Origin of the sequence: Clostridium neonatale, assembly GCF_001458595.1 — a bacterium.
Taxonomy (GTDB): Bacteria; Bacillota; Clostridia; order Clostridiales; family Clostridiaceae; genus Clostridium; species Clostridium neonatale.
Window position 1 is genome coordinate 23,037 of sequence record NZ_LN890327.1, and the last position, 17,438, is coordinate 40,474.

At 27.7% G+C, this 17,438-nt stretch carries 14 protein-coding genes; 12 read left to right on the plus strand and 2 right to left on the minus strand.

Annotated elements, in window-relative coordinates; translation table 11 throughout:
* Positions 1 to 19: 19 nt before the first annotated feature.
* From yabG to BN2920_RS03630, 9 genes are all read left to right on the plus strand, one after another.
* Complete coding sequence (gene yabG, locus BN2920_RS03590; RefSeq protein WP_058293666.1) at positions 20 to 892, plus strand: sporulation peptidase YabG; 873 nt, start codon at positions 20 to 22, stop codon at positions 890 to 892.
* Positions 893 to 1,221: 329 nt separating this feature from the next.
* On the plus strand, positions 1,222 to 1,464 hold the full coding sequence (locus BN2920_RS03595; RefSeq protein WP_058293667.1) for a Veg family protein: 243 nt from the start codon (positions 1,222 to 1,224) through the stop codon (positions 1,462 to 1,464).
* Positions 1,465 to 1,819: 355 nt separating this feature from the next.
* Entirely contained in the window at positions 1,820 to 3,382 is a 1,563-nt protein-coding gene (locus BN2920_RS03600; protein WP_058293668.1) for a DUF3794 and LysM peptidoglycan-binding domain-containing protein, read from the plus strand.
* 172 nt (positions 3,383 to 3,554) lie between these two features.
* Entirely contained in the window at positions 3,555 to 4,400 is an 846-nt protein-coding gene (locus BN2920_RS03605) for a cyanophycinase (RefSeq protein ID WP_058293669.1), read from the plus strand.
* Positions 4,372 to 6,999, plus strand: a complete 2,628-nt coding sequence (cphA, locus tag BN2920_RS03610; RefSeq protein ID WP_058293670.1) for a cyanophycin synthetase — start codon at positions 4,372 to 4,374, stop codon at positions 6,997 to 6,999. Before BN2920_RS03605 ends, cphA begins: the two co-directional genes overlap by 29 nt.
* An 83-nt stretch (positions 7,000 to 7,082) precedes the next feature.
* The gene (ispE, locus tag BN2920_RS03615) at positions 7,083 to 7,925 is read left to right on the plus strand and encodes a 4-(cytidine 5'-diphospho)-2-C-methyl-D-erythritol kinase (RefSeq protein WP_058293671.1); all 843 of its coding nucleotides are present in this window, start codon (positions 7,083 to 7,085) and stop codon (positions 7,923 to 7,925) included.
* 60 nt (positions 7,926 to 7,985) lie between these two features.
* On the plus strand, positions 7,986 to 8,702 hold the full coding sequence (gene spoIIR / locus BN2920_RS03620; RefSeq protein ID WP_058293672.1) for a stage II sporulation protein R: 717 nt from the start codon (positions 7,986 to 7,988) through the stop codon (positions 8,700 to 8,702).
* Positions 8,703 to 8,988: 286 nt separating this feature from the next.
* On the plus strand, positions 8,989 to 9,978 hold the full coding sequence (locus BN2920_RS03625) for a DUF814 domain-containing protein (RefSeq protein WP_058293673.1): 990 nt from the start codon (positions 8,989 to 8,991) through the stop codon (positions 9,976 to 9,978).
* A gap of 49 nt (positions 9,979 to 10,027) precedes the next feature.
* Positions 10,028 to 10,450, plus strand: coding sequence for a YwiB family protein (locus BN2920_RS03630; protein ID WP_058293674.1), 423 nt, complete (start codon positions 10,028 to 10,030; stop codon positions 10,448 to 10,450).
* A gap of 100 nt (positions 10,451 to 10,550) precedes the next feature.
* On the opposite strand, the gene BN2920_RS03635 is transcribed toward BN2920_RS03630, so the two are convergent.
* The gene (locus BN2920_RS03635; protein ID WP_058293675.1) at positions 10,551 to 11,768 is read right to left on the minus strand and encodes an IS701 family transposase; all 1,218 of its coding nucleotides are present in this window, start codon (positions 11,766 to 11,768) and stop codon (positions 10,551 to 10,553) included.
* A 373-nt stretch (positions 11,769 to 12,141) separates the two neighbouring features.
* Between BN2920_RS03635 and BN2920_RS03640 the strand changes: the two genes are divergently transcribed.
* The 3 genes from BN2920_RS03640 (at position 12,142) to rho (ending at position 15,961) form a co-directional block, all read left to right on the plus strand.
* Positions 12,142 to 12,444: a hypothetical protein gene (locus tag BN2920_RS03640; RefSeq protein ID WP_058293676.1), complete on the plus strand. Its 303-nt coding sequence runs from the start codon at positions 12,142 to 12,144 to the stop codon at positions 12,442 to 12,444.
* 158 nt (positions 12,445 to 12,602) lie between these two features.
* A complete protein-coding gene (locus BN2920_RS03645; RefSeq protein ID WP_058293677.1) occupies positions 12,603 to 14,216 on the plus strand; it encodes a CTP synthase in 1,614 nt (537 codons plus the stop codon).
* Positions 14,217 to 14,506: 290 nt separating this feature from the next.
* Complete coding sequence (gene rho / locus BN2920_RS03650; protein ID WP_058293678.1) at positions 14,507 to 15,961, plus strand: transcription termination factor Rho; 1,455 nt, start codon at positions 14,507 to 14,509, stop codon at positions 15,959 to 15,961.
* Positions 15,962 to 16,057: 96 nt separating this feature from the next.
* Here the strand turns inward: rho and BN2920_RS03655 are convergent, their stop codons facing one another.
* On the minus strand, positions 16,058 to 17,161 hold the full coding sequence (locus tag BN2920_RS03655) for an MGDG synthase family glycosyltransferase (RefSeq protein WP_058293679.1): 1,104 nt from the start codon (positions 17,159 to 17,161) through the stop codon (positions 16,058 to 16,060).
* Positions 17,162 to 17,438 lie beyond the last annotated feature (277 nt).

The following is a 17,438-nucleotide window of genomic DNA, read 5'->3' on the forward strand; positions in this document are numbered from 1 at the left end:
TATATTTAGGAGTAATATAATGGATATAGGAGATATTGTTGTAAGACGCTCTTATGGTAAGGATGTAACGTTTAAAATTATAGATATTAAATATAAAAATGGAGAGAAAAATTTTATCTTAAAGGGAATTAATATAAGAATAATAGCTGATTCTGCAATTGAGGATTTAGAAGAAATTAAAGAAGGTAATAAGAATGATATTGGATCTAAGGATAAAATCTTAAATACAAGAGTAAGCGAAGCGATAAATAAAGCGATGGTTTTTAGAGGAGAACTTAGAGACAAAGTTGAAAAAGCCCCCAAAATAAAAAATAAAGATGAATTGATGTTTGGAAGGCCAGGGAAAATCCTACATGTTGATGGAGACAGTGAATATATGGAGACATGCTTAAAGGTATATAAGCAACTATCATTAGATGCCATAGGAAAAGCTATACCAGAGAATGAGCAACCTGATGTTATAGTAGATTTAGTTAAGGAAGTAAAGCCGGATATAGTAGTTCTTACTGGCCATGACAGTGTAATTAAAGAACCGAAAGATTATTTGGATTTAAATAATTATAGGAATTCAAAATATTTTTTGAAATCTGTTGAGAATCTAAGAAATTATAATTCAAGCTATGATGAATTGGTGATTTTTGCAGGAGCCTGCCAAAGTTGCTATGAAAGAATATTGGATGTTGGAGCAAATTTCGCTTCATCTCCTAGCAGAGTACTTATACACTGTTTAGATCCAGTATTTGTGTGCGAAAAAATCGCATATACACGAATTGATAAGGTAATATCTATAACAGATGTTATTGAAAATACAATAACAGGAATTAAAGGTGTAGGTGGATTACAAACACGTGGCAAATATAGAGAAGGATATCCTAAATCGCCATATATCTAATTTATTTTTTAACAAAAAAGAATCTATATCAAAATTACTAATTAAATTTCATATAGATTCTTTTTTTTATAAGTGTTATTTATATTTAAATCAAATATAAAAAAAGAATAAAAAGAAAAGTATAACTGAATAGTTAAATATAAAGAATTTATTGATAAATTCTAGAAAATATACGAATAAAAATAATAAAATAAACAGATACTAAAAATATCTTAATATTTTATTTATAATATTTATTGACAAGTGCCATAATAGGTGATAAAATTAAAATTTTATTTGACAAATATTTATATTATGATATAATATAAATTGGAAAGAGGGTGTTTAATATGGAAAACACTAATACCATTGCCACCATAAAAAGTGATATAAGTAAACACTTAGGGCAAAAGGTTACTCTTAAAGCTAATGGAGGAAGAAAAAAGATATTAGTTAATGATGGAGTAATTGATAGTGTATATCACAACATTTTTGTTATTAGATTAAAAGATGACACCCAAAGGAAAGTGACTTACAGCTATTCAGATGTACTAACAAAAACGGTGCAGTTAGTATTTCCAAGTAGTGTATAAACTTCGATATATATATCGGAGTTTTATTTTTTATAGAAAATAAAACATAAAAAAAGAAAGATGGTGGGTTTCCATCTTTCAACTATGGTATAAAAGGGTATTGAGAATTTATGAGAGGTTATATGGTCAATAACCACTTATAATGATATATTATTATAAAAAAAATGTCAATATTTTTTGAAAAAAAATAGAAGAACATCAAAACTTAGATATATTGGACATAAAGTATCATATTATATTCAAAAGATGAGTATTTTGTAAAAAAAAATTTTTAAATTTATTATAGTGCTTGTCATAAAACAATTAAAGTTTATGTATAAATGAATAGTAGTAGTTTTATGGGAGGTATTTAAAGATGTCAGATATAGATGTTATAAAGGAAAATGTACAATTCGAGCAATTGATTAGAGAAAATAGTTCAAACATAGTCTTAAAGGATGAATACTTAATTCCAGATACTCATCCTGATGTTCAAGAAATATTATGCATTGAGTCACGCCCAGTTATTATAAGCAAAGAAGTAGTAGGAGATAAAATAGTACTAGAAGGAAAGGTTGAATATACCGCTATATATTTAGCTAGAGAAGATGGGTTAGTTGCTAATTCTGTTAGCTATACTCAAAAATTTACAAATAATATTGATTTGAATCAAGGTGAACATACAGTTATTTGTGAGGTTGAGGCTAAGGTAGAACATATTGAAGCAATGATAATGAATGAGAGAAAGATATCTATTCAAGGAATCTTAGGAATTGAATGGGAGCTTTATAAGAGCAAAGGGTTTGAATTTGTAAAGGATATTGAGGGGAATGATGAGGTTCAAGTACTTAAAAAAACAGAGACAATAAATAGAATACGTGCTAGTGAAGAAATAGAGCTTGATGGAAAGTCAATGATTAGAGTGGGAATGGATAAACCACAAATAAATAAAATTTTAAAATGTTCATTATTATTGCATAAAAAGGAAATTAAAATCGTAGAGGATAAAATATACATTGGATGTTATTGTAAAATAAACATATTGTATAAGGGAGACGAATATAAAGACATAATTTGTTTAGAAGATGATGTTTATTTATCCAAAGAAGAAAGTATAGATGGCATAACATCAGACATGATACCATCAATATTTTTTGATATAGTCGATGATGAGATTTTACTAGAAGAAGATGATTTAGGCGAAGTTAGAATAATAAATTGTGATTTTCTAGTTAAAGCAAATGTAAAGATATTTTCTAAGGAAAGCATTGATACTATCAAAGATGCATATTCACCAAAATTTTTAATGGGGCTTAGAAAAGATCAATATGAAGTTGGAATGCTTCAAGGTGCAAATACTACAGAAGCAATTGTAAAAGATGGTATTCAATTAAAAGAAAATGATTTGAGACCAGAACAAATTATATCCACAAATGCTACTGTTATTTTAACAGATAAAGAAGTTAAGAAAGACAGAGTTGAAGTTGAAGGTATAATTAAAGTAGATATATTATATAAAACGACAGAAGAAGATAAGTATCTATCAGATATAAAGGCTGAAATTCCATTCACAACCATGATAGATATATTGGGGTCAGATACTGGAATGAAGTCAATAGTAAGAAGCAGCTTAGAAAATATTGAATCATTTTTGGAAAGTAATAGCATATCAGTAAAAGCAACAGTTGCATTATCAGCAAAAGTGCTTTATGAAGTTCAAAAGGAGTTTATTTCTGATGTAACTGAAGAAGAGGGGGAACAACCAGAAAAGAAAGCTAGTATAACAATTTATGTTGTTGGAGAAGGAGATACTCTTTGGAAATTAGCAAAGAAGTATAATACAACAATTGATGAGCTAGTTAAGATTAATTCAATAGAAAATATCGATTATATTGAGGTAGGAAGTAAATTAATAATACCAGGAAGAGCAAAATTTTAGAAAAATATTTTAAGAAGAGTTATTAAATAATTTGGAGATTATTTAATAACTCTTCTTTTATAAAATTTATAACTGGACTACCAGTTTACTTTTAGTATACATCTATTTTTTTGAATAATTATCTTGTTAGTGGAAACAATATGAAATGCATCATGATATGAGGTGAGTAATATTGAAAGAACTATTAAGTGGAAATTTAATAATTATTGGTGGAGCTGAAGATAAAGAAGGAAGAAAAGAGATACTAAAAAAAGTTTGTAGTTGCATTGATAAGGATAAAGATATTTTATTAGTAGCAACAATAGCGACAGAATATCCCAAAGAAGCAGCCAATAAGTATAGAAAAGTTTTTGAAGAATTAGAAGTAAAAAATATAAAAATATTAGATATTAGTGAAAGAAGAGATGCTTTTGAAGAAGAAAATAAAAATTTGATAAAAGAAGCATCACTAATTTTCTTTACAGGAGGAGACCAATTAAGAATAACTAGTTTAATTGGAGGAACTTCTGTTTATGATGCGTTGAAAGATGCATGTGAGCTAGGTGCATATATAGTGGGGACATCAGCTGGAGCATCTGTTATGAGTGATACTATGATTGTTCAAGGTGATGATGAAGACTCTCCAAGAAAATGCACTTTAAAAATGGCACCAGGGCTAGGGTTAATTAAAGATGTTATAATAGATCAGCATTTTGCCCAAAGGGGAAGAATAGGAAGGTTATTAACAGGTATTGCACAAAATCCAGAAGTATTAGGAATAGGAATTGATGAAAATACTGCAATAATAGTTGAAAAGAATGGAATGATAGAGGTTATTGGGGAAGGGGCTGTCTATTTTGTAGATGGTAGTAAGATTACATATACAAATGTTTCAGAACTAAAAAGTGATGAAATTTTAAGCATGCATAATGTTATATTACATGTACTCACAGAAAATAATAAATTTGATCTTATAAAAAAGATGCCTTTTGAGGAGGAAAAAACTAGCTATGAAAATAATACAAAAGAGAATATATGAAGGGAAAAATATATATTCTCATAAAAAATGTATAAGGATAGATGTAGATTTAGAAGGTTATTGTGAAACTCCAAGTAATAAGATACCAAATTTTAATTTTAATCTGCTAAAAATTATTCCAGAATTAAATGAACATAGATGTGGTATTGATGAAGATCGTGGATTCGTTAAAAGACTTGAAGAAGGAACTTATTTAGCACATGTATGTGAACATACTATTATTGCATTGCAAAATAGATTAGGCATTGATGTTGCATATGGAAAGGCACGTGAGATAGAGGGAGATTTCTATTATATTATTGTACAATATGAATATAAAAAAACAACTTTAGAAATTATCAATTTAGCTATTGATTTAATGAATTCGTTAATAAAACAAGAAGCAATAAATTTTGAAGAAAGACTCTCTTTTGTAAGAAGTATTTTATTGAAAGAAGAAATAGGTCCTAGTACAAAAGCTATATGTAATGCTGCAAAAGAATATAATTTACCAGTGATTCAATTGGCTAATAGTGGTATTTATCAAATCGGATATGGAAAAATGGGAAGGCTTATTGAAGCTACAATAGGAGAAAAGACTAGTTGTTTATCAGCAGATATATCATGCGATAAATTATTAACAAAACAATTGTTAGAAATTCAAAATATACCAGTGGCACAAGGCTATAAGATTTTTAATATTGTAGATTTATTAAAAAAGGCAGATGAAATAGGATATCCAGTTGTGTTAAAACCACAATTTGGAAGTAAGGGGAAAAATGTATTACTTAATATACAAAATGAAAAGCAATTATTAAAATCATATGAAGTATTAAAAAAAGAAATTAAAGATATAATAATAGAAAAATTTTTTGTAGGGAAGGATTATAGAATTTGTTTAGTAAATTATAAAGTAGTAGCTGTTTCTTTAAGAATGTCCCCATCTGTTATTGGTAATGGAAAAGATAATATAAAGACTTTAATAGAAAGGTTAAATGAAGATCCCCGAAGAGGAGAAGATCATGAAAAACAATTAACCAAAATAAAGATTGATACTGAATTACTATTATCGTTGAAAAAAAGAAATTTATCATTAGATTACATACCAAGGATGGATGAAAATATAATTTTAAGAGAAAATGCTAATATATCTACTGGAGGCATTGCAATAGATTGTACTGATGATATATGTGAGGAAAATATAGATTATTGTATACGTGCAGCTAAAGTATTAGGGTTAGATATTTGTGGTATAGATATATGTGCAAAAGATATAGGTATACCTATAGATTTTAATGATGGGATAATAATGGAGATTAATGCTGCTCCAGGAATAAGGATGCATGAATATCCATGTGAAGGAAAAAAACGTGATGTTGGAAAGTCAATAGTTGAAATGTTGTATAATGGACATCCTAAAAATATACCTGTTATATCTATAACTGGTACTAATGGAAAGACTACAACATCTAGATTGATAAATCATACATTAAGTATGATAGGATATAATGTTGGAATGACTTGTACAGAGGGAATATATATTAATAAAAAATGCATACATCATGGCGACGATTCAGGATTTGATAGTGCTAAAGCTGTGCTATTAAACAAGGATGTTGATTTTGCAGTGTTAGAGACAGCAAGAGGTGGTATAATAAAAAAGGGATTGGCTTATAATCTAGCAGATGTAGCGATTATAACTAATATAACAAATGATCATCTTGGACTCAATGGAATTAATTCAATTGAAGATTTAAGCTTTGTAAAATCATTAGTTGGAGAAGCTGTTAAAGAAGATGGGTATGTAGTTATAAATGCAGATGATGAATACAGCAGGAAAATAATTCCGAGAATAAAAAGTGAAAAAATATATTTTTCTAAAAATAAAAATAATGAGCTTGTTAAAGAAAATATAGTTAATGGAAAAATAGCTATATTTGTAGAAGATAATAAAATAGTTGTTATAAATAAAAATAAGAAATATGAGATCATAGAAAATGATAAATTACCGATATCATACAATGGAATGCTTGAATATAATATTGAAAATGCTATGGCTGCATGTGCAGCATTAGTTGGATTAAAAATAGATTATTGTGTTATAAGTAAGGCATTTATGAATTTTGAACTAAATGGATCTGAGAATTCTGGAAGATTTAATGTATATGATTATAATGAAAGAAAGATAATCTTAGATTACGGTCATAACTTTGAAGGATATAATGCAGTATTGAATTCTTTAAATAAAATCAAAAATAAAAATAATATAATAGGAGTTATTGGAGTTCCAGGAGATAGACAGGATGAAATGATAGACCAAATAGGAGCATTATGCTCAGAAAATTTAGATAAGATAGTAATAAAAGAGGATATTGATAAGCGTGGAAGAAAAGAAGGAGAAATAGCCGGCTTATTAAGTCAATCTATATTAAAGAGAAATAAAGAAATTAAGCCAAGAATTTGTTTAGATGAAGTGAAAGCATTAGAAGAAGCATTAAACATAAGTAAAAGAGGGGATATAATTATTGTATTCTACGAAAAGCTTAGGCCACTTTTAGATTTTATAAACAATAATAAAGAAATAAATAATGAATCAGATTTAAAATATGGTGATATATAAAAATAATATTCCAACAACTAAATTAGACAGGATTTTTTACCTATGATACAATAATATAAAAAATGTAAAGAAAGGGTATTAACATGAAAATTAAGGCTTATGCCAAGATAAATATTTCTTTAGATGTTGTTGGAAAAAGAGAAGATGGATATCATTTATTAGAAATGATAATGCAAACAATAGATTTATATGACATAGTAGAAGTAAAAAAGGTGAAAAATGGCATACAGTTAGAATGTGATAAATATTATGTTCCTACAGATGAAAGAAATATAGCTTATAAGGCAGCAATGATTTTTAAAGAGCATTTTGGAATAGATGAAGGTGTTTATATTAATATAAAGAAGAATATTCCAGTCTCTGCCGGGTTGGCAGGTGGAAGCACAGATGGGGCTGCAGTTTTAAAACTTATGAATAAGATATTTAACATCAATGCGTCAGATGAAGAACTAAGAAAAATGGCTGTTAAGTTAGGAGCTGATGTTCCGTATTGCATTAATGGAGGTACAGCATTATGTGAAGGAATTGGTGAACAAATTACACAATTAAAACCTTTTAAAGATAAGATTTTAGTTTTAATTAAACCTCCTTTTGGAGTATCTACTAAAAATGTTTATAAAGAATTTGACTTATCTAAGGTAATACTTCACCCTAAGACTAAAGAGCTAATAAAAAATATGGAAGAAGATAATTTAGAATTTGTTGCAAATAATATGAAAAATTTATTAGAGAATGTTACTTTAAGAAGACATAAAACTATAGCTAATATAAAAGAAGGCGCTAGAATGAAAGAATGTTTAGGCACAATGATGAGCGGCAGTGGGCCAACTGTTTTTGCTTTCTTTGATGATATGTATAAGGCTCAGTTATGCTATGATTATATGAAAGATAAATATAAAGATGTATTTATAACAAGAACAATTTAATACTTAGATGTATAAAACACCTCCTAGTGGTAATAATTTCAACTACAAGGGGGTTTAGTTATGAAAAAATTGAAATGTAAATATTTATTATTAATATTAATTTTGAGCTATATTACAAATATACTTATGAGTTGTGATATAAATTTAGATAAAGCTAGTACTGTAAATTTTATAAGTAATAAAAATAATTTAACGGTTCAAGAAAGCAGCACAAAACTAAGAGTATTAAATTATAATGACGTAAAGGATTCGTTAATTAGATTTCATGTTATTGCAAATAGTGATACTGATGAAGATCAAGCATTAAAGATAAAGGTAAAAAATAAAGTGATAGAATATTTATATCCATATCTTAGTAACTCTTCGTCTATAGAAGAATCAAGAAAAATAATTATAGATAATGAAGATAAGGTTAAACAAATTGCTCAAAAAGTTATTAAAGACAACAACTATAGTTATGGTGTAAAATTAGAATTGTCACATGAAAACTTTCCTGAAAAATCATATGGTAATATAGTACTACCGCAAGGAAACTATGAGGCTTTTAGAATAATCATTGGAAGTGGACAAGGAAGAAATTGGTGGTGTGTTATGTTTCCGCCATTATGCTTTGTAGATGAATCTAAGGCGGAGGTACAGTATGATAAAACAGAAGAAAGTTTAGCTAAAGTTGAAAAAAAGGATAAGAGCGATAGTGAGAATAATAAAATAGAGACTGACAAACAAGAAATAAAATATAAGTTTAAGATTGTTGAAATATTGAAAAGTATATTTTGACAATTAAAAATAAAGCATAAATTTATAAATATTAGAATGTAAATTCTTACAAATTTACTTGTTTTATAGGAGCTAGATGGAATTATTTAAGGAAACATCTTTATCAGTAGATTAAGATGGGCTATAATGCTAGGCTCGTACCTCACGAAGCATTATATGCCAAGGAAACACCTACTCATATTTATTCGTAGGTGTAAGCGATTCGCACCAAATATAAAATTTGGGCTCTCTGCTTAACAAAATAATATTTGAATATTTATAATAAAAATATAATAGGGGGATTAGTATGGTAAGAGCACTAGCTATGATATCTGGAGGTCTGGATAGTATATTAGCAGCAAGGTTAATAAAAGAGCAAGGAATTGAAGTAATAGGTATTTGTTTTAGATCATACTTTTTTAATGAAGAAAATGCAAAAAGAATGACAAAACAAATTGGAATAAGGTTGGAAGTAGTTGACTTTTCAAAAGAACACTTTGAAATGGTTAAGAATCCTAGTCATGGATGGGGAAAAAATATGAACCCATGCATAGATTGCCATTCTATGATGATGAGATATTCAGGTGAATTATTAGAAAAATTTAATGCAGATTTTATAATTACTGGTGAAGTATTGAATCAAAGACCAATGTCACAAAATAAATCAGCATTAAATATTGTAAAGAAACAATCAGGATTTAGTGAAAAGATTTTAAGACCACTTTGTGCTAAGAATTTAGATCCAACACCTATGGAAGTGAATGGACTTGTAGATAGAGAAATGTTATTAGATATTTCAGGGAGAAGCAGAAAAGTACAAATGGAACTAGCAGATAAGTGGGGAATAAAAGATTATCCTTCACCAGCTGGTGGATGCAAACTTACGGATCCAAATTACTCTATACGATTAAAGGAATTAGTGGAAAGAAAAGAAAATGTTACAGAAAAAGATATACATTTATTGAAATACGGAAGACATTTCATAACAGATGATAAAACCAAAATAATAGTTACTAGAACTGCTGAAGAAGGTGAAAGCATAAAAGTTTTATTAAATAAGAATGATCTTATGTTTTTAACTAGCAAATATAATGGAGCAATGGTAATAATTCCAGAAGGGAATAATCCTACAGAAAATGATATTATAATAGCTTGTAGAATGGCAGTTAGATATAGTAAAGGAAAAGATGAGGAAAGCGTAGAGGTAAAATTTGGACGAGTATCTACTAACTTTTCTGATAAAAGATTAGTAGACTGCATAACTCAAGAAGAACTTGATAAATATAATATTAACTAGATACAAATAATTTGTAGTATACATTGATATAATAAAACGGAGGAAATAAATGAAGAAAAAGGCGGTTATTACGATAAAAAGTAATACTTTAGAAAATGATGATGATTTGGTAGAAGTTGTAAGTGTTGGAGAGTTTGAAAAAATTGATGATGGATTTGTTGTTAAATATGATGAAACGGAAATTTCTGGAATGGATGGCACAGAAACAACTATGATCATAAAGGAAGATTCCTTTGATTTGATAAGAGAAGGAACTACAGAAACAAAAATGGAATTTAAGAAAAATAAAGAAAATATAGTATTATATAAGACTCCATATGGTATTATGAATATTAAGACATATACTAAGGGATTATATATAGATGTAAATGAATGCGGTGGGACTGTAGAGCTTGCTTATACACTAATACTAGAAGAAGAACAAGTCGTAAAAACAAATTTATTTGTTAATATTGTTGCTGAGAACAATTAAAATATACATACTTTAGGAATAAAACTATTAGGATGTTACTTTAATAATATTCTATAGTTTTATTTTTTATTACTAGACTTGTGCAGTAAATAGGAAAAATTTAAGCTACTAGTCCTAATTTGGCAATAGTAGACTGTAAATCAATCCCGTTATCTGCACATTCATGTGCAAAAGAAACTATTTTTACCAAATAGTTGTTTCGGAAGTGTAATATTACATCTCCAATATTTTTAAATTTATATAATTTTTCACATTTGACTCTGAAAATCTCAAGAAAAGTATACGTTAAAAATATCATGCTCCAATATCTATGTATTGATTTTAAAGATTGAATTTGAAATTCATCAAAACCAAGAGCTGTTTTATGATATCTATAACTTACTTCAATATCCCAACGCTTTTCGTAATATGAAATTATGGTTTTATTATCGAGTGAAACATCCGTACTTATAATGAATGCTGGCTTATCAGATAAATCGTTTTTAGTCCAGCTTATAAGTACAACTACATTCTCAATATCATTAAGTTTTCCTTCATATCTATAAACATAGTACTTGTTATTACTAGCGGTAACTAAGCTAGTCTCATTAGTCCTAATGTATGAAGAAAACTTTTTGACATTTGTTTTAATGCCAGCCGGATATATTACTCTGTTAGATTTTATTCTCCCTATAGTGTGACAACCATTTATTAAACCGTGAAGCAAAATTTTTGCTGAAGTATACCATGAATCAACTAGTAAATAATTGTTTTTAGTTACAGGAGTGAATTCATTAATCAGTTCCATCGCAAGTTCATTTTTATCTAGAAATTTTTTAGATAGTTTTTTACTCGATTCCTTTCGGTGATATTGTCTAAAATCTAAAGGTATAGAATAATCATTAATCTTATAATGCGATGTAACTAAGCAGTGTGACCATTTAGGTTTATTGCCATCAGCATGTGAATTGTGAAAATCTAAGCCTTCAATTTTTTTAGTTGAAGTATTTTTCTTAGTTAAGGTATCATCAATGATTAGGAATCCAACATCACTATCTTCACAAGTGTTGGAAATTTCAGATATTGCATGAAATATGCGTTCTTGCGTAACATATTCATGATTCCATGAATATGAACTTAGGAACCTTGAACCAGTACTTCGATCTCTATTGCATGTAATTTTATTATGAACAGATGAAATAGTTTTGCTTCCTTCTGTTACAATAATTCCAGATACTATATTTACCATATGATTCTTTATCGCAGAAGAATATGGCAGATTTAACTCTGAAATATAGTTGATAATTGTTTCATTTTGGTTTAATATTGTTGTCAGCATATAAATCTCCTTAGATTTGGTTTCGCAACAATAAATCTAGCATGTTTGAGGTTTACATGCTACTTTTTTATTTAAAATTATACTGGTAAAATATCAATAAAAATCCGATGGTAAATTTTCTTAAATTAATGCACAAGTCAAGTTATTTAGAAAATTATTTGCCTGCCAAAGTTTTTTTCATGTAATCTCTAAAAGGCAGATGAGAAAAATAGACGGCTATGTGGAAACTTTTTATAAAATTTATTTTATTGTAGATGAATATATGTTTTATGAATATGTAGTAATAAAGTAGCATTAACGAATTTTTATATAATAATCATATGATTAAAAATGAGATTAATGGACACAATTCCAAGTAGGAGTTGATCGGATAATGAGAGATATGAGATATTTAAGAATTTTGCAAATGATATGTAAGTATTATGATATTGAAGAGAAAGAATTTCTAGATCTATTAAAGGGTAAAGAAAATAAATATCTTTTACTATTGCTGCTAAAAAATAATAATTGTTTTGATATTAATACAATAAAGGAACTTTTTAATTTAAAAACATCGCGAACAGTAAATAATAATTTAAAACAAGCTGAGGAAAAATTATTAATTAATAGAAATTTTAGAGAAAAGTATTTTGCTCTTGAAAATCATATAAATAATGATGAAATGATTAATTTATAAAAAAGACTAGATATTAAGACAAGAATGTGATAAGATATTACCTATGTTATAAAACAGCACAAATAACCCATAGATATTATGGGGTAATTTGTATTATACCATTAAAAGTTATGAAAGTAAAGATTAAAATAAAAAAATATATAATATGGGAGGACAAAATGAGTAATACGAAGTACGTTTTTGTTACAGGTGGCGTTGTATCGGGGCTAGGTAAAGGAATAACAGCAGCATCTCTTGGAAGATTATTGAAAAATAGAGGCTTGAAAATTTCAATTCAAAAATTTGATCCATATTTAAATGTAGATCCAGGCACAATGAGTCCATACCAACATGGAGAAGTTTTTGTAACTGATGATGGAGCAGAAACTGATTTGGACTTAGGACATTATGAAAGATTTGTTGATGAGAACTTAAGCAGAAATTCAAATGTTACAACAGGTAGAATATATAGTTCAGTTATAGAAAAAGAAAGAAGAGGAGAATACCTTGGAGGGACAGTACAAGTAATCCCTCATATAACTAATGAAATAAAAGATAAAGTATATCAAGTAGCAAAAGAAATAGACGTTGATGTAGTTATCACTGAAATAGGAGGAACAGTTGGTGATATCGAATCACAGCCATTCTTAGAAGCTATAAGACAAATTAAGAGTGAAGTTGGAGCTGAAAATGTTTGTTATATTCATGTTACTTTAGTTCCTTATCTTAGAAAAGGTGGAGAAATAAAAACTAAACCAACTCAACACTCAGTAAAAGAATTAAGAACAATCGGTATTCAACCAGATATAATTGTATGTAGAACAGAAAAGGAATTATCCGATGATATTAAAGCCAAGATCGGTTTATTCTGTAACATAGAAGGAAGATCAGTAATTCAAAATCTTGATGCAGATCATCTTTATGAAGTACCATTAATGTTACATGATGAAGGCTTAGATAATCTAGTATGTGAAAAATTACATTTAGGATGTAAGGATATAGATAATTCAGAATGGGTTAAAATGGTACATAAAATAAAGAATCTAAAAGATGAAGTTGAAATAGCTTTAGTAGGAAAATATGTTGAGTTACATGATGCATATTTATCTGTAGTGGAAGCGTTAAGTCATGGTGGATATGCTAATAATGCAAAAGTTAAAATTAGATGGGTTAATGCTGAAGAAGTAGAAACTGGTGATGTTAATGAACTACTTAAAGGTGTAGACGGAATTTTAGTTCCAGGTGGATTCGGAGACAGAGGAATAGAAGGAAAAATTTCAGCTATAAAATATGCAAGAGAAAATAAAATTCCATTTCTAGGAATATGTTTAGGAATGCAGTGTGCAGTCATAGAATATTCTAGAAATGTATTAAGATTTGAAGATGCAAATAGTTCAGAAATAAATCCAAATACAAAATATCCTGTAATTGATATTATGAACGACCAAAAAGACATCGAAAATTTAGGTGGAACAATGAGATTAGGTCAATATCCATGTAAATTAGTAGAAAATAGTAACTCTTATGAAGTTTATAAAAAAGACGAAATAAATGAAAGACATAGACATAGATACGAATTTAATAATGAATATAGAAAACAAATTGAAGAAGCAGGAATGAGAATCGTTGGAACTAGTCCAGATAACAGATTAGTAGAAATTGTTGAAGTACCAGAACATCCATGGTATGTAGCTGCTCAATTCCATCCAGAATTAAAATCAAGACCAAATAAACCACATCCATTATTTATTGGATTCATTAATGCAGCTGTTAATGAAAACAAGTCAAAATAAATTGTATTCTTTTAAAGTTTAATATATAATAAATTCTATCGATATTAGACAAAAAATTATATTTTAACTGGTAAGACATTTATGTTTTACTGGTTAAAATATATAATTATCTTAAATATCATTTTAATATCTAATATTATTTCTTTAATTCTCTTAGTTTCCAAGTATCAATATGTGATTTAGTTTAAAAACTTAATAAATAATAATTAAAGATAATATAGTTATAATTTTTATAAATATATTATCTAAATAGATTTTGTAGAAAATTCTATAAATTTGGAGGTGCAATTTTGACCAAACAAGATTATGAAAAGATGACTTTAACAAAGTTAAAAGAAGTAGCAAAGGAAATTGGTATAAAAAATATATCAAAATTTAAAAAAGACGATTTAATAGAAGAAATATTAAAAGTTTCACCTAATTCTATTGAAAAAGAAGGTGTTGTCTTGAGAGAGAGTATATCACCTAAACCTACTACGATAAGTACGGAAAATGTAGAGATTAAAAATAGTTCTAATTCATACAACAAGGAAAAAAGAATAGTAGAAAATATAAAAAATAGCAGAGAAGATATAAAGAGAGATTCTGACCAAGAAGAGAAGAAAGAGAGAGTAAAGGAAAGAATTAATGAAGCTAGTGTTGTATCCGGCATATTAGAAATACAAGAAAATAATAATTTCGGATTTTTACGCTGCAAGAATTATTTAACAAGCAGTGAAGATGTTTACGTTTCACCATCTCAAATAAGAAGATTTAACTTAAGAACTGGTGATGAAGTTCAAGGAAAAGTTAGAGAAGCTAAGGAAGGTGAAAAATTTAAGGCACTTTTATATGTAGAAAGTGTAAATGGAGAAAATCCAGAAAAAGCCATAGGAAGAAAGAATTTTGAAACTTTAATACCTATATATCCTAAAGAAAGATTAAGATTAGAAACTTCAAATAGTAATGATTTATCTTCAAGATTAATGGATATAATATGCCCAATAGGTAAGGGGCAAAGAGGCTTAATAGTGGCTCCACCTAAAGCAGGAAAGACTACATTGTTAAAAAAGATTGCTCAAAACATATCTAAGAATTATCCAGATATAAAATTAATAGTGTTACTTATTGATGAAAGGCCTGAAGAAGTAACTGATATGATGAGATCTATAAATGGAGATGTGGTATATTCAACTTTTGATGAAGAACCTCAAAATCATGCTAAAGTATCTAGAATGGTATTAGAAAGAGCTAAAAGAATGGTTGAGCAAGGAAAAGATGTAGTTATACTTATGGATAGTATAACTAGATTATCTAGAGCTTACAATTTAACAATAACTCCAACTGGTAGAACATTATCTGGTGGTTTAGATCCTGGTGCATTAATAATGCCAAAGAAATTCTTCGGTGCAGCAAGAAACATTGAAGAAGGCGGAAGCTTAACAATTCTTGCAACTGCACTTGTGGAAACAGGTTCAAGAATGGATGATATGATTTTTGAAGAGTTTAAAGGAACTGGTAATATGGAAGTTCATTTAGATAGAAGACTTCAAGAAAGAAGAATATTCCCAGCAATTGATATTTATAAATCTGGTACAAGAAAAGAAGATTTAATATTATCTAAAGAAGAACAAGAAGTGTCATTTGCTATAAGAAGAAACATGTATAATGATGGAAACGTAGATGATATAACAGAAAATCTTATAAACATGCTTTCTAAAACAAAGAATAATAGTGAATTTATAAATACTTTTTCAAAAAAATAATATTAAGTAAAATATTAATAAAATGCAGTATACTAGAATTTCTAAAATTAGTATACTGCATTTTTATTAATGAAATGTACTGAAATAAATAAGATATCATAATTCATTAATAAGGTTTTCACCTATTTCAACTATCTTTTTTGTAGAATATGTTGAGGACAGAGATTGGAGCTTTGATTTTATGTCTAATAAAATAGCTTTATTGTCTATTAGACGATTAACTACTTCATTAATATCATTAATATCTGATAATAAAATTGAATAACCTTCATTAACAAGAAAATCTATATTTTCTTGTTCTTGACCAGGTATTGCAAAAGGGATAACTAATGGAGTGTTTTTAACTATAGATTCAGTTACAGTTAATCCACCTGGCTTAGAAATTATAATATCGCAATAATCCATAAGGTATGAAACATCTTTAGTAAATCCCAAAATGTGTAATTTTTTATTTTCAAAATTATTATCATTACAATAATTAAGTAATTTATCTCGAAGCTTTGTGTTTTTTCCACAAACTACAGTTATTCTAAGTCTATTCTTATTCTTTAGAAGCTCTTTTAAAACTATAGAAATAGAATTAAGCCCAAGGCTACCGCTCATAAGTAATAAATTAAAATATTCATCCTTAAGCTCATTAGCTTCAGTTATTTCAGTATAAAATTTTTGACTTATAGGAATACCTATAGGATAGATCCTTTCAGGAGATATTCCTTTATTAATTAAAGTTTTCTTCGTAAATTCACTTCCTGTAATATATGCATCTACATAATTGCTTACATATGTATAATGAGCATTAAAATCTGTAACTATTAGAATATAAGGTGCTTTCAGCCCCTTTTTTTTACAGTTTTCAAGTACGTTTATACTAAAAGCATGACTTGCAACTATTAAATCAGGCTGAATATCATTTAAAACCTTAACAACTTTTTTACTATTTAAGTAGAAAGGAATTTTTAATAACTTATTAGTAAATTTTTGATTAGATATTTTATAAAAAAAACCATATAGCTTTGGAAATTTGGCAGCCAAAAACTCATAGCCTAGAACAATAATATCATTAAGTAAAGTGCTATTTTTGGCTAAAAAATCATATTTTATAGTTTCATAGCCACAAGCTTTAAAAGATTCTTCAACAGAAGAAGCCGCCTGGTTATGGCCTTGCCCGGTTGATGTTGTTAATATCAGTACTTTTTTCATCTAAATATATTCATCTCCAATACAATATACTATATAGTTTATCACTTTTACTATATTAATTAAATCTTTACTTATATTCAATAGATAAAATAATATTATTACATAGAATTAAGATAAATTTAATATTTTTAAAAGGAAAGATATGTTTACAAAAAATGCTATATAAAATATAATGGAGGTGTACTATTATCTGTAGTACACCTTTATTATATTTTATGTAGTAAAACTATTTTACATAAATTTATTTTAGCATGTTTTAACGTTGAGAAGGGGGATG

Bases quoted from the DNA above. Each gene is read 5' to 3' on its own strand.
- yabG (WP_058293666.1), top strand. From the start codon at position 20: ATGGATATAGGAGATATTGTTGTAAGACGCTCTTATGGTAAGGATGTA.
- BN2920_RS03595 (WP_058293667.1), top strand. From the start codon at position 1,222: ATGGAAAACACTAATACCATTGCCACCATAAAAAGTGATATAAGTAAA.
- BN2920_RS03600 (WP_058293668.1), top strand. From the start codon at position 1,820: ATGTCAGATATAGATGTTATAAAGGAAAATGTACAATTCGAGCAATTG.
- cphA (WP_058293670.1), top strand. From the start codon at position 4,372: ATGAAAATAATACAAAAGAGAATATATGAAGGGAAAAATATATATTCT.
- ispE (WP_058293671.1), top strand. From the start codon at position 7,083: ATGAAAATTAAGGCTTATGCCAAGATAAATATTTCTTTAGATGTTGTT.
- spoIIR (WP_058293672.1), top strand. From the start codon at position 7,986: ATGAAAAAATTGAAATGTAAATATTTATTATTAATATTAATTTTGAGC.
- BN2920_RS03625 (WP_058293673.1), top strand. From the start codon at position 8,989: ATGGTAAGAGCACTAGCTATGATATCTGGAGGTCTGGATAGTATATTA.
- BN2920_RS03630 (WP_058293674.1), top strand. From the start codon at position 10,028: ATGAAGAAAAAGGCGGTTATTACGATAAAAAGTAATACTTTAGAAAAT.
- BN2920_RS03635 (WP_058293675.1), bottom strand. From the start codon at position 11,768: ATGCTGACAACAATATTAAACCAAAATGAAACAATTATCAACTATATT.
- BN2920_RS03640 (WP_058293676.1), top strand. From the start codon at position 12,142: ATGAGAGATATGAGATATTTAAGAATTTTGCAAATGATATGTAAGTAT.
- BN2920_RS03645 (WP_058293677.1), top strand. From the start codon at position 12,603: ATGAGTAATACGAAGTACGTTTTTGTTACAGGTGGCGTTGTATCGGGG.
- BN2920_RS03655 (WP_058293679.1), bottom strand. From the start codon at position 17,161: ATGAAAAAAGTACTGATATTAACAACATCAACCGGGCAAGGCCATAAC.